Below are 15366 nucleotides of genomic sequence, written 5' to 3'. Positions count from 1 at the left end.
CGCTTCTCCCTCCCGGGAGGGAGAAGCGGCGCGATACATGACGATCAACGAACCGCCTGGCGGTCCGTTGATCGTCTAGAGGTTTGATCCGGTATCGGCTGGCTTGGCGCCGCCCTTGATCGGAGCGCCAAGCGTATCGCGGAACCAGGAAACCACGCGATTGATGAGCGGCTTCTGATACCAGGTCAGATCGCCGTGACCCGCGCCTTCCACCAGAAGAACGTAGTCGACCTTGTCTCCGTGGTCCTTGAGAGTCTCGTAGAGCTGCTTGCTCTGAACGGGAGGCGACGGCCTGAACGTCGGAGGAGGTCGTCAGATAGTCGCCCTTGTCGAATGCCTTTTCGCCATTCGTCATGCCGAGCATCTGCACGAGATAGCCGCCCGCGGAATCGCTAAAGACGCCGATGCGGTCCGGATCAATACCGTACTCGGTTGCATGGGCAAGCAGATAGCGCACGGTCGCCTTGCCGTCCTCAACCAGAGCCGGGAACTTGTCGGGAACCCGTGTCCGGAATTCGGCCGCGGCGACGACAAAGCCCGCCTGAGCCAGGGCGGTGCGCATCTCGAAGAACTTCTGATAGTCGGCGGACGTGAAGCCGCCGCCAGGAAGAAACAGGATGGCGGGCTTGAGATCCTCGTTGCGCGGTACCAGCACCGTCATCCGCAATCCGCGTATAGCGCGCGTTTTCTTGATCTGCGAATAAGATGATGCCGTCGATCTGGCTCCGGTTGCCTTGGACGGTAATCACCTTTGCGCCATCGGCATATCCGGGAAGGGATGCATGGTCGGAAGCGGTCGATGCGGGAGCAACAACAACCATCGCAAGAGTTCCGGCAAGAAGAAGGTCTTTCAGGGTCATGGATTGAAATTCAATAAGGGGTATGAACGGCTCCCGGGAAGACAAGGCGCATGGCTTCGGCTTTCGAAGACTTCTCGGACATGGCGGGCTTGAAGTATTCGCGTTCGGATAAAGGAGCCCGAACATCGGGAAAACAATCCCAGGATCGATGCCGAAAGTATATTCGGATCATGCCGAATGATCCGGCCCGACGGGTAACTGCACGAGATAGCTGGCCGATCGGTTTCCCTGGCGCACCACTGACGATCTGGCCTTCGGGGTCAAGCATTACGACTTTGACACGAGTAATGTTGGATTACGTCGAAAAGTTGTCTCGGCAATCGCACCTGAGACGCACGGTGCAGCCCTTGGAAATCGACCGGGAAAGAAGGAACCGCGCCGATCGGAGCGCGGAAAACGCGTTGGTCTCAAGCGACGGCGCTCTTGATATCGGTGTCCTTCTCGCACTTCACGCGGTTGCGCCCCGCACGCTTGGCGCCGTAAAGCGCGGCATCCGCCGACGCCGATCGAAATCGTGATCCGCCCGAGATTCTCGCCGGTGGAACGTTTCACCAGCTCCTTGCAGATCACTGACTTGTGGATGTGCTCGACCACCGAAAAGGCATGATCGAGTTCGGTGCGCGGAAGGATGACGGCAAATTCCTCACCGCCGTACCGGCATGCGATATCCTGCGCCTTGACGTTCTGTTTCACCGACAGGCCCACCAGCCGCAGAACCTGATCTCCAATTTGATGTCCGAAATTGTCGTTGAACTGCTTGAAGTGATTGATATCGGTGAGAAGCAGCGACAGCGGCTCGCCCGTTTCGCGAGCATGTTGAGAACGGCGCGATCGATGGACTCGTCGAAATGCCGGCGATTGGCCAGCGTGGTCAGGTCGTCGGTCAGCGATTCATAGCGAATGGCTTCGAGACTTTCCTGCAGACCGGAAATCTGCTGCCTGGATTCGTTGAGCTTGTCTTCCAACTCGCGGTTGAGCGAGGCGGTCTGGTTCGTTGACGCGATGATATGCGCGATGATTTCAGCCAGTTCCTCGCGCGTGGTCGCTTGTTCCAGCGATGCGGTGACATTGTCGAGGGACTCCGCGTAATCCGAAGCCGCAGTGAGGCTGTTGGTGACGATATCGACGACGTCACTGATTTCCCGCGAGAGCTTCGATCCAACGGAATCGATCTGGTCGCCGAGACGCTTGGGGCAGAGGAAGCGGTTGTAGATATTCTGAGCTTCGTCGGTGGTGATCCGGCCCTTCTCTCCGAGAATATCGTTTACCGCTTTATTGAGCGAATATTTGAACCCGGCAGAATAAGTATACAAAAGCTCGTAATTTCGAGGAAATGCCGGTAATCAATTCTTCTTGAGGTAAGCTAACGCCGTGTCGCCGTAAACGATTGTCCGTTTAAAATCGTCTTGTTGGCTCATTGTCGAGTCCAAACGGCGTAAAACTGCTTACGGGCCAAAGCGCATTTTTTGATTTCCTTATAGTGACATGAAATCAATTAACCATGAATTAAGTCCTGCGGGACTTCCCTTATGTATATTTCACGCTCTCGTTACCAACAGCGATGCTTGTATTGTTGACTTAGAAACTAATTCGCATCACCAAGTGTCATTTCACCTCCAGTCTCGCTAATGGCCAATTCTGTTCAGATCAGGTCGCGGCCTTCTTGGGACGGATTTCGCGAAGCAGGAAGGCAGGTGTGTGATCGCCGAGGCCGATGAGCTGCTTGTCCTTGCCGCCACGCTCCTTGCGATCCTTGCCCTGACCCTTTTCGGATCCCCGGCGACCGCGCTTGGGCTGCTCCTGATTGCGGGGCGTCTCGTCCCGGGTCTCCTTCTTCGGGGAAGGAGCTGCGGCAACCTCGGCCGCAACCGGTTCCAGCACCTTGTCGGCCTTCTTCGGACGAGTCCGCTTCTTCGGTGAGGCTTCCTTCTTTTCCTCGAGCTTTGCCGAGGCTTCTGGCTTGTCGGAGGTCCGCTTGCGGCTAGACCCGCGACGACGGCCCTTGCGATCCGCTTCGGCAGCCTCGAAATCAATCGGCTCGTTGTGCCACTCGATCTGCTTGCCGATCAGCTTCTCGATCGCCTCGACATGACGTCCGCAATCGGCGGTGACGATGGTCATCGCCGTGCCCTTGCGGCCCGCACGCCCCGTGCGTCCGATCCGGTGAACGTAGTCTTCGGCGTGAACGGGCACGTCGAAATTGAAGACGTGGCTCACATCGGGAATGTCGAGACCACGCGCGGCAACATCACTGGCTACCAGCAGCTTGATCTCGTTGTGGCGGAAGCCTTCCAGCGTCTGCATGCGCGTGCGCTGGTCCATGTCTCCGTGAAGCACGCCGACATCGAAGCCGTGCTTCAGGAGCGAGCGGTAAAGGTTAGCGACATCGCGCTTGCGATTGCAGAAAATGATCGCGTTCTTCAGGTCTTCCGCATCGCGGATGAGGCCGCGCAGGGTCTCTCGCTTGTCATGCGGAGCGCTGTCGGAGGACACCAGCGACTGCGCGACCGTGTCGACGGTCGAGGAGGCACGGGCGACTTCCACGCGAACCGGGTTCTGAAGGAAGGTCTCGGTGAGACGCTGGATCTCCGGCGGCATGGTCGCGGAGAAGAACAGGGTCTGCCGGGTGAAAGGGATCAGCTTGCATATGCGCTCAATGTCGGGGATGAAGCCCATGTCGAGCATGCGGTCGGCCTCGTCGATGACGAGGATTTCCACGCCCTGCAGCATCAGCTTGCCGCGCTCCACGTGGTCGAGCAGACGGCCCGGCGTTGCGATGAGAACATCCGCGCCGCGGTCGATCTTGCGATCCTGGTCGGCAAAGGACACGCCGCCGATCAGCAGGGCCACGGTCAGCTTGTGATTGGTGCCGAGCCGGTTGAACTCGTCCTCGACCTGCGCCGCGAGTTCGCGTGTCGGTTCCAGGATCAGGGTTCGCGGCATGCGCGCACGCGCACGGCCCTTTTCCAGCAGGGTCAACATCGGCAGGGTGAAGGAGGCGGTCTTTCCCGTGCCTGTCTGGGCGATGCCGAGCACGTCACGTCGCTCCAGAGCGTGCGGGATTGCCTGCTCCTGAATTGCCGTGGGTTCGGTGTAGTCGGCCGCCGCGACCGCTTCCAGCACCTTCTGGCTCAGTCCGAGATTGGAAAAACTCATGCCTTTTGCATTCACCAAGATGTCCGGCGGTTACCATCGCCAAGGCGGGATGGTAGTGACCGCTCATGATCGGAGGGGTATTGCGCGCACAATACGGCGGAGACGATCCATGTCAATCGTCGTAGGTCAAATTCGGCCGTAATACTTCCCGGATCGTTATCATTGATCCGTCTGCGGAAGTGTAGGGAACCTTCGCAAGGACCGCGGCGCAATTCTATATGACTATTTTACGCGTGCGTTTTTGTCGCCGTTCATTCTGACAATAGGCGTAGATCAGAATAGACGGGTTTCTTGCCGAAATCGGTACCGACGAAGGCTTGCCGCTGCATTCGCGCGACTTGCAAACAGGACAGTATCGATCGAAACCGACACCGTGCGACCCATAACGGCGAGATAGTCTTGACCCGAGACCCGGTGGACGCGGATATCAGATGTCGAGATCGGTGGCGAATTCGGCGTTTTCCTTGATGAACAGGAAGCGCGCTTCCGGCTTGGTGCCCATCAGGCGATCTACCGTCTTGCTCGTGCTCTCGTCCTCGCCCTCCGCGACGCAGACCTGAAGCAGCATTCTGTTCTTCGGATCCATCGTCGTTTCTTTCAGCTGGGTGGGAAGCATTTCGCCCAGGCCCTTGAAGCGGCCGATATCGATCTTGCCCTTATCGGTGAACACGCTCTTCATGAGTTCGTCCTTGTGCGCGTCGTCGCGCGCATACTGGATCTTGTCGCCCTGTGCGATGCGATAGAGCGGGGGGACGGCCAGGAAGAGGTGCCCGTTCTCGATGAGCTTGGGCATCTCGCGGTAGAAGAACGTGATCAGCAGCGAGGCGATATGGGCACCGTCGATGTCCGCATCGGTCATGACGATCACGCGCTCGTAGCGCAGTTCCTCGTCACGGTACTGGGCGCGGGTGCCGACACCCAGAGCTTGGATCAGGTCCGCAAGCTGCTGGTTGGCGGCGAGCTTTTCGCGTCCCGCATTGGCGACGTTGAGGATCTTGCCGCGCAGGGGCAGGATCGCCTGATGCTTGCGGTCGCGCGCCTGCTTGGCCGAGCCACCGGCCGAGTCGCCCTCCACGATGAAGATCTCGGTTCCCGCCGCCGATGATGTGGAGCAATCGGCAAGCTTGCCGGGCAGGCGCAGCTTGCGCACCGCCGTCTTACGGGCGACGTCCTTTTCCTGGCGCCGCCGCAGCCGTTCCTCGGCACGATCGATCACCCATTCCAGCAGCTTATCCGCCTGATGGGGGGAGGCGGTGAGCCAATAGTCGAAGGCATCACGCACCGCGTTCTCCACGATGCGGCTTGCCTCGCCGGTGGCGAGTTTGTCCTTGGTCTGGCCGACGAATTCCGGCTCGCGGATGAAGACGGACAGCATGCCGCCCGCCGAGGTCAGCACGTCGTCGCCGGTGATCTGTGCTGCGCGCTTGTTGCCGACGAGTTCGCCGTAGGCCTTAAGTCCGCGCAGAAGCGCCAGCCTGAGACCCGCTTCGTGGGCGCCGCCTTCCGGAGTGGGCACCGTATTACAATAGGAATGCAGGAAGCTGTCGCCTGCGAACCAGGAAACCGCCCATTCCACCGAGCCGTGGCTCCCTGTTTTCGAGGTCTTGCCCGCAAAGACGTCGTCAACGACGCGCTTTTCGCCTTCCAGCGTCTCCTGCAGGAAATCTTTCAGGCCGCCGGGGAAATGGAACGTCGCCTCGGCAGGTGAGGCGTTCTTGTCGCCCAGAAGGCTTTCCGCGCACCGCCAGCGGATTTCAACGCCGCCGAAGAGATAGGCCTTAGAGCGGGCCATCTTGAACAGGGTGCTCGGCTTGAACCGGGCATTGGCGCCGAAGATTTCCGGATCGGGCAGAAAACGCACGGTGGTGCCGCGCCGGTTCTGAATATCACCGAGCGGCTCCAACGGGCCTTGCTCGATGCCGCGTGCGAACCGCTGCCGGTAGAGCTTGCGCGAACGAGCGACTTCCACTTCCAGCGTGACCGACAGGGCGTTGACGACGGACACGCCGACGCCGTGCAGGCCGCCCGATGTCTCGTAGACCTTGCTGGCGAACTTACCACCGGCGTGCAGGGTGGTCATGATGACTTCGAGCGCCGACTTGCCCTTGAACTTGGGGTGCGGGTCAACGGGAATGCCGCGGCCGTTATCCGTCACCGTCAGCGTGCCGTCCTCATCGAGCCGGACGTCGATCCAGGTTGCGTAGCCCGCAACCGCCTCGTCCATCGAGTTGTCGATGACTTCCGTGAAAAGATGGTGCAGGGCGCGTTCGTCCGTTCCGCCGATATACATGCCCGGACGCCGCCGGACCGGCTCTAGCCCCTCGAGGACCTCGATGTCGGCGGCGGTGTAGCCGCCGTCACCGTCGGAGACGGCGCGCAACGGCGCTGTCGGCCTCTCCGTGGCCTCCGGGGCGCGGGCGGCGGTGCGTTTGGGCGCCGGAGCGGCCGTCTTGCGACGGGCCTTCAAGGCCGAAACCTCAGTTTCCAGCTGCGCGAACAGATCGTCCTTGCCTGCCATTCGTCTTTTCGTACCCGATTTGTTTCACTTGGCCTGACCAGCAATACGCCAGCCCGCCGAATCATCCCGAATTCTGGCAATTCGGTATCGGCGATGCCGGTGTGATGATTGCTCAACTGTGCGCCTTTTAGTGCACCCTGGAACGCCTGTCCTTCAGCCAAAATCACCTGAACGACGAGAAATCGCCCCTGTATCAATCCCTTGAGCATATCCTCACCGATCAGATCGATGCAATCCGATCGGACTATGCTCTGGCCTAAACGGGGCCTTGTTCCGCTCGCCTGTCGCAGGCAGACTTCCCCCAAATTCCAGTCACCTGCGCCATTGGGCGCCGCAGCGGAGACCCTCGATGACCGCACACCCCCCGACCGACCTCGACACGAGCTGGCAGGCGGTCAATTTCCATCTGCCGGCGATCGACGGGCGAACCTACACCTTCACCGATATCGCCGGAACGAAGGGAACGGTTCTCGTGTTCATCTGCAACCATTGCCCTTATGTCAAGGCGGTGATTGACCGACTGGTGAGCGATGCGCGCCTTCTGGCAGAGGACAGCATCGGCTTTGCCGCGATTTGTCCAAACGATGCAGAGGCCTATCCGGACGACAGCTTCGCCAACATGGCAGCCTTCGCCGCCCGGCACAATCTGCATTTCCCCTATCTTCACGATGAGGATCAGCTTGTCGCCAAGGCGTTCGGGGCCGTGTGCACGCCGGATTACTTCGGTTTCGCCGCCGACGGATCGTTGCGCTATTGCGGTCGGCTCGATGACGGACGGACAGGGGAGCCGAGCCCCGGTGCGCCGCGCGAGCTTTCGGAAGCCATGCATTTGATTGCGAAGACCGGGGAGGGGCCTGCCGAACAGATCCCCTCGATCGGCTGCTCAATCAAGTGGAAGGCGTAAGCGCACAAGATTGCGTGTCGTCGTTGGCGAGTTCGGAAACGATCCGCGCCTGCTGAAACAGGGCGGCGATGATCGGCGTGTAGGGGGTTTGCGGTAATTCGCGACGAGATCGACCGTGTGCGCCGTCTCCGGCTCGCAGAGCGACAACGCGCGCAGACCCGGCGTCTCGGCGAATGTCTTCACCAGCTTGAGCGGCATGATGCTCGACCATTTACCCGTGCATACGTGCGAATGGAGGGCGATGACGGAATCCGACTCCAGTGTCGGTGCCGCCGTTACTCCGGCCCGGGCCAGGCGTTGATTGATGATCCGGCGGTTCTGCATGTCCGCGGTCAAAAAACAAAGCGGCTGATCGCTCACCTCGTGCCAGGAAACGCTGTTGCGGGCCTTGAAGATATCCGGGCGAACAGTGACGAAACAATACCACTCCTCGTAAAGCGGAACGCTGACGACGCGGCCGAGCGGTTCGTTGTCGAGATAGGTGATGCCGACATCGGTCTCCAGATTGATGACCAGAGACAGGATCTCGATGGAGGAGCGCGAAAGCACCGAAAAGGTCATTTCCGGGTAGCGATGCGCGAAGGGGGCTGTCAGCTCGTGCACCATGGAGAGTGCGGTCGGAATGGCGGCGATGCGGACGTGCCCGGCCAGCCAGTGGCGGGCAGCGCGCATTTCGTCGTGCATCGCGCGGGCATCGCCGACGATATGGCGGGCCCAGTCGAGAACCCGCATGCTTTCCGGCGTCAGGCGCTGGAGGCGCGAGCCGCGCTGAACGAGCATGATGCCCAGTTGATCTTCCAGTTGCTTGATGGCGGCCGATAGCGTGGGTTGGGTCACGCGGCATTCCTCGGCTGCATGGCCGAAATGCTTCGCCTTGGCCAGCGCGATGAATATTTCCAGCTTATCGATCATGGATCACTCGGCGCTCGTCTGACGCGATGGACGCGTGCGGGCGGGAAGGGGCAGCCGCCGGATGTGCGCGGCGGCTGCCGATCTTCGTGGTCCAGTCCCCTCGGCAAGGTCGTCAGCCGATGGGGGATGCGCCGTTATTCGGCCGCTGCGACCGATCCCGTCCGCATGCCGCCGGCTTCCTCTTCCATGTGGTGGCGCGTATGCACCGGACGCACCATGGTGTTGCAGATCAGCGCGATGACCAGCAACTCGGCCATGGCGTACATGGTCGTGTTGTAGACGCTCGACGTCGGATCGACCGTGCCAGCGGGCGCGATCTCCATCAGACGGACGATGGTGACTGCCTTGGCGGCGACGAGCTGATCGAGCTGAGCGATGCCCGCACCGAACTTCTCCTGGAAGGCCGCCGGATCGATCTTGGCAGCAAGATCCCGGATCGAGTTGGTGACCGACATCTGGCGCAGTTGCGTGATTGCCAGAGGCCCGAGCACACCGGCCGTGCTCCACGCCGTCAGCAGACGTCCGTGGTTGCCGCCCACATACTTCGTGCCGAAGATATCGGTGAGATAGGCGGGGATGGTGGCGAAGCCGCCGCCGTACATGGTGAAGATGACCATGGTCGCTGCGTAGAACATCACCAGCCAGGTCACGGCCAGGTTCACGCTCACCTGCGCTGCCGCAAACGGGATCGACAGGTAGAGAACGATGCCGAGCACGAAGAAGCAGTAATAGGTGTTCTTGCGGCTGATATAGTCCGACATGGAAGCCCAGAAGAAACGGCCGCACATGTTGAACACCGAGATCATGAACACGTAGGTCGCCGCGAAGGCGGAGTTCACGATCAACGGCAGTGTCGTGCCGAAGATCTCGGTCATCATCGTCTTGGCGACACCGATCACGCCGATACCGGTGGTCACGTTGAAGCACAGCACGATCCACAGCAGATAGAACTGCGGGGTCTTCAGCGCCTGATCGATATGGATGTTGTTGTTGGTGATCATCTTGCGCGAGGCATCGTCGGCCGACGGCGGCGTCCAGCCTGCCGGAACCCATCCTTCGCGGGGCACGCGGTAGGAGAAGGACGCGATCACCATGACGATGAAATAGACGACGCCGAGCGTGAAGAACGTGGCGGCAGCACCAGAGTATTGCCGGTGCCGACCACGTAGACGCCTTCCTGAAGCGGCACAGGGGCAGACGCGATCTGCGCTGCACCGGCGGCGGCGGCCTCCACCATCTGTCCACCGACTTCGGCCATGCGCCGATCGCCTTCGTTGACGAGGTTCACCGCAACTTCTGCGCCCAGATATTGCGGCGCTTGATAGAAGAACGACAGCAGGGTCTTCTTGATGAGCGTTGCGATCATCGCGCCGCCGCCGAAGCCCATGATGGCCATGCCTGTGGTCATGCCGCGCCGATCGAGGAACCAGCGAATGAGGGTGGAGACCGGCGAGACATAGCCGAGACAGAGGCCGCCGAGCACACCGTAGCCCAGATAGACCAGCTAGAGCTGGTGGGTTAGGATGCCAAAGTCGCCGATGATGAAGCCGCCACCCCAAAGCAATGCGGCAACGACGCCCACCATGCGCGGACCGACTTCTTCCGGCCACTTGCCGGCGAACGCCGCCGCCAGGCCGAGGAAGACGATCGCGACGGAAAAGATCCACACCACCGACTGCAGCGACCAGTCGCCCGCCGATGCGGCCACGACCCCGAATTGATTCGTCAGCGGCGGATTGAAAATGCTCCAGGCGTAGACGGATCCGATACACAGATGGATCGCAATGGAGGCTGGCGGAACCTTCCTGCGGTTGAAGTCGTCGCTCGCGACGATGTGTTCCTTCTTCAGGCTGTCGAACATGCGTAATTTCCTCCCGTGCCGCAGCGTTTTCGATACGGCTTCGTCTGCTATGCGCATTGTGCGCTCGCTCTCCTCCCGAGAGACGACGCGCGCATGTGGCGGGTAATCCGAAGCAAGTTCAAAGCCAGCTATCGTTTTCCTTGTCTTTTCCTGCTTTCCATCACGGGCAGACAAAATAAGGGGGACAAAATATCTGCATTTGCGGATATGGGCCGGAGAAATACGGACAGAATGTCTCTCCTCGCGAAGTTTGTCCGCGTTCGCTTGCGCCCGGCGCGGCCTAGTCGGCTTCCGGCAGCCAGATCGTGAAGATGGTTCCGGCTCCCGGCTCGCTTTCCATGCTCATCCGTCTGCCCTGACGGTCGATCAGCGTCTGGGTGATCGACAGGCCGAGGCCGGTGCCTTCCCGCTTCTTGGTGGTGAAGAACGGATCGAAGATCCGCTCCACCACATCCGCAGACATGCCTGTCCCGGTGTCCGAGATCCCGATAGTCAACCCACGTCGGTCTCCGTCGTCCTTGTCCGCGGTGCTGATACGCAGCTCGCCCCCATCGGGCATGGCATGGATCGCATTGACGATCAGATTGACCAGAACCTGTTGCAGTTCCGTCCTGTTCATCAAAACGAGACGGCTGGCATTCAGGTCGGTCGTTACCCGGATTTCCGACTTGTTGAGGAGGTGCTGGACGAGCGGCAGGCAGTCGTTGACGACTTCGTCCGGAGCTTGCCGATCGGCAAACTCGGCATATTCCTCGGGCCACGCGAATTGGAGGAGTTTGGTGACGATCAGGTGGATGCGGGCGATCTGTTCGTCGATCAGCTTGATTTCGATCTGAACCGTGTTCGCATTGGCGCTGAGTTCCGAGCGTAGCACCTCCAGATTGCCCTGCATGACAGCGACGGGATTGTTGATCTCGTGCGTGACGCCGGCAGTGATCTCGCCGATAGCAGCGAGCTTTTCCGACATGATGAGTTGCTTGGTTGTGGTCTCAAGCTGGCGGTTTGCCTTGCGCAGTTCGCGCGTGCGTTCCGCAACTCGCGTGTTGAACTCCTCGTTCCAGGAGCGCAGCTTGCGGTCACGCCCCTGCACCATGTCGAGCGGGCCGTCGAGATGCATCGCCACGCGCGAGATCTCTTCATTCGTGTCGCTTTGCGCCGTTCGCGCGCCGAAGTCGCCGCTTTCCACCCGGGCGATCGTTCCCGTCATCCGTTCCAGCGGACGGAAGATGCCGCTGGCCCAGCGCAGGAACAGAGGGCACGGTCAGGGCTGTTATCGCCAGAAACGTCGCGACGATCGTTGCCACTGTGGCGTATTTGGCCGCTCTGAAGGGAGCTTCGAAAAAACCCACATAGATAGAGCACGCCGACGCGTTTGCCGAAGCTGTCGCTGATCGGCTCGTAGGCGGAAAGTATCAGTCGTTGACGACGAAGGCGCTGTCCAACCAGATGCGGCCCTGATCGAGCACGGCGGAGCGCACGGCGCGCGAGACCCGCGTTCCAAGGGCGCGCCGATCCTCGAACAGCCGCACGTTGGTGCTGATGCGCACATCATCGAGAAAAAGCGTCGCCGTGCCCTGACTGTCCTCGGGCAGCCCCGCCTCGCGATAGACGAGGTCGTTGATGGTGTCGATGAAGACGAGGTTGCGGTTGAGCAGGATGCCGCCGACAAGTGCGGCCGGCCCCTGACCACCGAGTTGCACCGGAGTTGCGGAATGCACCACCATGCCGCGAGTTTCCCTGTCCTCGTCACTCGGCACGGCATTGGGCGTGGAAACGAGATCCAGGCGCGCCCTGAGGGCGAGTGCTGGCGAGATCCGCTCAAGATGATCCTTGTCGAAAATGTCGATTTCAGTCGCAGGTGCCCCGGTCAGGGCGCGTGCGACAACCGGCCAATTCGTGCTCATCGTCTTGCCGTCGAGCGGCGGTGCCGCAGCCTGAACGTGCCCTTGAGCGTCCACGACATAGAGGAAATCTGGCCCCAAATCGACGCGGCGGGCTTCCAGCAGATCGAACAGGTTGCGATGGCCGGTGCCTTACACCACGCCCTTGAATTCCGCCGACAGCCCGAGCACCTGAAGGTGCTCTCCGGTGTTTTCGAGAATGCGGGTGAAATATTGGTGTGCGATCGTCAGGTCGCCGTTGACCTTCGATCGGAGGAGGGCATCGAAGGTCGTTCCAGCGCACGACCGTGACACCGAGCAGAAGCGGCAGGATCACCAGCGTCGGCAACAGGGCAATCGGACAAGCAGTCGGAAGCGGACGGAGCGCGGCTTCTTGCGCTCACTCGCCTCCATCCCGTGCGCGATATCGGAAAGAGTGGCCTCGGCCTGCGGATCAGGCATTCCAGGCCGCGCATTTGCGTTCTATGGTCTTGCGCGACACGCCGAGCCGTCTCGCCGCTTCTGAGCGATTGCCGCCGGTCTCCTCCAGAACGGAGAGAATGTGACGGCGCTCGACATCTTCCAGCGTATCGCTTCGCGGCTCGTCTTCTGTGGCCGACGATCTGAATTCCGACGGGAAACGGCCGAGGACCAGCGAACGCTCGATCAGGTTCCTGAGTTCGCGCACGTTGCCCGGCCACTCATAGGTGCGGAATCTGGCTTTCAGGCTCTCGTCCATCGGGACGGACGGCATGCCGAGCTGCTTGGTCAGCTTCGATATGAACAGCTTCGCGAGTTCGATTACATCGTCGCCGCGCTCGCGCAAGGGCGGCATGGCGATCTGCATGACGTTGACGCGATAGAACAGGTCCTCCCGGAACCTGACGTCCTCGACGGCGCCTTGTAGGTCGGAGTTGGTCGCGAAAATGAACCGCAGATCGACCGCCACCTCGCGCTCCGACCCGACCGGATGGGACCTGTCGATCCTCGATCGCGCGCAGGAGCTTGCTTTGCAGCGGCAATGGCACTTCGCCGATTTCATCGAGAAACAGCGTGCCGCCCTGGGCGTGGGTGAACAGACCTTCGCGGTCCCGCGTCGCGCCGGTAAAGGTGCCTTTCAGGTGGCCGAAGAGTTCCGCCTCGATCATGTCGGTGGGGATGGCAGCACAATTGACTGGGACGAACGGCTTGTCGACGCGATCCGACAGGGCATGAATGGAGCGCGCGGTCACTTCCTTGCCGGTGCCGGATTCTCCGGTGATCAAGACGGAGGTCGGCAGCGGGGCAACGCGCGCAATGGTATCGCGCATCTCCTGGATCTGCGGGGAATGGCCGATCAGCTTGTCGCGCAGCAGCGTATGGTCGGAGGTCGCTTGCAACTCGTGCCGCAACACGTGGTTTTCCCGCTCCAAACGCATCCGATCGAGGCAGCGCGCGACCGCGTTCAGGATCTGGTTGGAACGGAACGGCTTCAGGACAAAGTCCATTGCGCCTGCGCGCAGTGCGTCGATGGCCGTTTCCAGATCGACATAAGCTGTCATCAGGATGGCATGGGCGAAGAAACCGATCCGGCGTTGTTCGGCCAGCCATTCGACGCCGTTCTTGCCCGGCATGATGTTGTCGAGGATGACGACGTCAAAGTGATGCGCATCGAGCTTGGCCGACGCCTCGACGGTATCTCCCGCTTCCTCAAGATGCTTGCAGCGAGGACCAAGCGTACGACGCAGAAAGTTGCGCATGCCTGGCTCGTCGTCGATGACGAGAATGGAGGCCTGTGCCAGCCACGGACCGAATTCGGATTGCTGCGGCATCTCAAGCGGCGCGCGCGATGTCTGAACACTCATTCTCCTCTCCCAGTGAGTAGTAAGCGTTTTTGCGTAGAATTACCCGGAATCGCCGGGAAGGCAAAGAAACACCATTCTACGCCGAATTTCGCTGAGGAAAGGCGTTGGATTAAAGGAGAAGGAACTCAAGGGAAGTTTCCTCAAATCGGTTTGGCCTATTTGCCGAGCCTATCCGGTAGTGAGCCGCGTCCGGAACCTGGTGTCGAGAGACGGGCCGGTTGGGACATCATGGATATGTCCGCGTCGTTGGATCCCATCCAGATCGCGTGCATTTGAGCTGTTTGATCGGACAATCAAGGCATTCTTGCAACTTGTCCGGAAAATTAGGCCAAATAGTTCATAAGTTAATATTTTTGATCAACTTGAGTTGAGGATCTCGTGTGTGTCATGGTTTAAAAATATTAACGTGCTAGAAAAAAAAGGCGGATTCCGGGTTGCCTCCGGATGTCTCGGTATGATTTGAAGCGCGTGCCCAACATTTTTGCGCCTGTGGTCAATTTTGTGCCTTGCGTTACGGAAATCACCAACGCATACTTGTGTACATGTATTGAGCCAAGAATGAAGATTGGCATGCAAGACGTTTATGTAGAGACTGTTTCAGCAATCAATTTCAATAACGGCATTGTGCGGATGCTCCTGGTTGATCAGGATCCCGCAGCCCTGATGAAGCAGAGCGAGACGCCGGAGAATGTGGAGCCCCGGCTCAAGCAGCAGGTCATGATCCCTCTGCCGGGCTTTCTCTACATGTTCTCCGTCATCAAGGGTCTGATGGAAGATCCGAAGATGCAGGAAGTCATCAAGAAGTATACGGAACTCGGCTTGTTGCCTTCGGTACAGCAGACGTCTTCGGACGAAAGCGATGCTGCCGCGGCCTGAGCCGGGGTTCCGTTTCATTCAACGAACTGAATTTTCAAGAAACGATACGTGCTGCCGACAGGTTTTGCGCGGCAGGAGAGTATTGCGGCCAGAGAGATGGTCATGGGATGACTGAGGCGGCAAATTCGGCATAGAATCCAGCAGATCAGATATGCGGTGACCGGCAAGTACGAAGGTACGAACGGGAACAACGATATCAAGGCGATCGGCTTTGGCGGGAAGATTTATGCCAAGGGCGGCAACGGCAACATCACCTTCCGCGGTGCCGCGGGGGCGACGGATATCGCCCATGACGGCGACTACGGGAATATCGATTTTGCCGGTGGGGCCCTGAAGAACAAGGTCTTCAGGGCCGAGATCTCGGACAACATCACCTTCCGCGGCGCGGGGTTGGGAAACAAGATCATCCTCGAGACGATGGCCGGCAACGTGCTGTTTGAAGGCGCGGGCGCCAGCAATGTCATCGAACGCTCGTGGAACGAAGACTACGACCAGTCCGAAGGCGACGTGACCTTCAAGGGGCAGGCGCCTCCAATGTCATAAGAAGCCGGATCC

General features: G+C 59.9%; 12 protein-coding genes and 3 pseudogenes. 3 read left to right on the top strand and 12 right to left on the bottom strand.

The genetic code is table 11. From position 1 onward, the window contains the following. The 6 genes from QNJ43_RS24620 to QNJ43_RS24600 all read right to left on the bottom strand — a co-directional run. A partial coding sequence (locus QNJ43_RS24620) for an alpha/beta hydrolase (protein ID WP_300474269.1) occupies positions 1 to 661 on the bottom strand: 661 nt, incomplete at its 3' end. Between the two features lie 466 nt (positions 662 to 1127). Then, positions 1128 to 1631, bottom strand: a complete 504-nt coding sequence (locus QNJ43_RS27715) for a GGDEF domain-containing protein (protein WP_346433118.1) — start codon at positions 1629 to 1631, stop codon at positions 1128 to 1130. Next, a complete protein-coding gene (locus tag QNJ43_RS27710; protein WP_346433117.1) occupies positions 1550 to 2173 on the bottom strand; it encodes a hypothetical protein in 624 nt (207 codons plus the stop codon). Before QNJ43_RS27710 ends, QNJ43_RS27715 begins: the two co-directional genes overlap by 82 nt. Positions 2174 to 2507: 334 nt before the next feature. Then, positions 2508 to 4016, bottom strand: a complete 1509-nt coding sequence (locus tag QNJ43_RS24610; protein WP_300474266.1) for a DEAD/DEAH box helicase — start codon at positions 4014 to 4016, stop codon at positions 2508 to 2510. A gap of 427 nt (positions 4017 to 4443) precedes the next feature. After that, positions 4444 to 6534 (bottom strand): DNA topoisomerase IV subunit B, encoded by a 2091-nt coding sequence (gene parE / locus QNJ43_RS24605; RefSeq protein ID WP_300474263.1) that lies wholly within the window; start codon positions 6532 to 6534, stop codon positions 4444 to 4446. Continuing rightward, the gene (locus QNJ43_RS24600; protein WP_300474260.1) at positions 6480 to 6743 is read right to left on the bottom strand and encodes a hypothetical protein; all 264 of its coding nucleotides are present in this window, start codon (positions 6741 to 6743) and stop codon (positions 6480 to 6482) included. Before QNJ43_RS24600 ends, parE begins: the two co-directional genes overlap by 55 nt. 140 nt (positions 6744 to 6883) lie before the next feature. Between QNJ43_RS24600 and QNJ43_RS24595 the strand changes: the two genes are divergently transcribed. Beyond that, entirely contained in the window at positions 6884 to 7438 is a 555-nt protein-coding gene (locus QNJ43_RS24595; protein ID WP_300474256.1) for a thioredoxin family protein, read from the top strand. Here the strand turns inward: QNJ43_RS24595 and QNJ43_RS24590 are convergent. The 6 genes and pseudogenes from QNJ43_RS24590 to QNJ43_RS24565 all read right to left on the bottom strand — a co-directional run bounded on the left by QNJ43_RS24590 (position 7422) and on the right by QNJ43_RS24565 (position 13902). After that, a pseudogene (locus QNJ43_RS24590) lies at positions 7422 to 8350 on the bottom strand (LysR family transcriptional regulator). The gene QNJ43_RS24595 and the pseudogene QNJ43_RS24590 overlap by 17 nt on opposite strands. Before the next feature lie 134 nt (positions 8351 to 8484). Continuing rightward, a complete protein-coding gene (locus tag QNJ43_RS24585; protein ID WP_300474253.1) occupies positions 8485 to 9444 on the bottom strand; it encodes an MFS transporter in 960 nt (319 codons plus the stop codon). Further along, positions 9438 to 9833, bottom strand: coding sequence for a hypothetical protein (locus QNJ43_RS24580; protein ID WP_300474250.1), 396 nt, complete (start codon positions 9831 to 9833; stop codon positions 9438 to 9440). Before QNJ43_RS24580 ends, QNJ43_RS24585 begins: the two co-directional genes overlap by 7 nt. Before the next feature lie 21 nt (positions 9834 to 9854). Next, a complete protein-coding gene (locus tag QNJ43_RS24575) occupies positions 9855 to 10211 on the bottom strand; it encodes a hypothetical protein (RefSeq protein WP_300474248.1) in 357 nt (118 codons plus the stop codon). 280 nt (positions 10212 to 10491) lie between these two features. Further along, positions 10492 to 12505 (bottom strand): annotated as a pseudogene (locus tag QNJ43_RS24570) (ATP-binding protein). Between the two features lie 40 nt (positions 12506 to 12545). Next, a pseudogene (locus QNJ43_RS24565) lies at positions 12546 to 13902 on the bottom strand (sigma-54 dependent transcriptional regulator). A gap of 663 nt (positions 13903 to 14565) precedes the next feature. Between QNJ43_RS24565 and QNJ43_RS24560 the strand changes: the two are divergent. Continuing rightward, on the top strand, positions 14566 to 14811 hold the full coding sequence (locus tag QNJ43_RS24560) for a hypothetical protein (protein ID WP_300474245.1): 246 nt from the start codon (positions 14566 to 14568) through the stop codon (positions 14809 to 14811). Between the two features lie 156 nt (positions 14812 to 14967). Beyond that, positions 14968 to 15354, top strand: coding sequence for a hypothetical protein (locus tag QNJ43_RS24555; protein ID WP_300474243.1), 387 nt, complete (start codon positions 14968 to 14970; stop codon positions 15352 to 15354). Positions 15355 to 15366 lie beyond the last annotated feature (12 nt).

Origin of the sequence: Breoghania sp. (genome assembly GCF_030066895.1) — a bacterium.
Lineage (GTDB): Bacteria > Pseudomonadota > Alphaproteobacteria > Rhizobiales > Stappiaceae > Breoghania.
The sequence above is the reverse complement of the archived record's forward strand: the minus strand, read 5'-3'. Positions and strand labels throughout refer to the sequence as shown.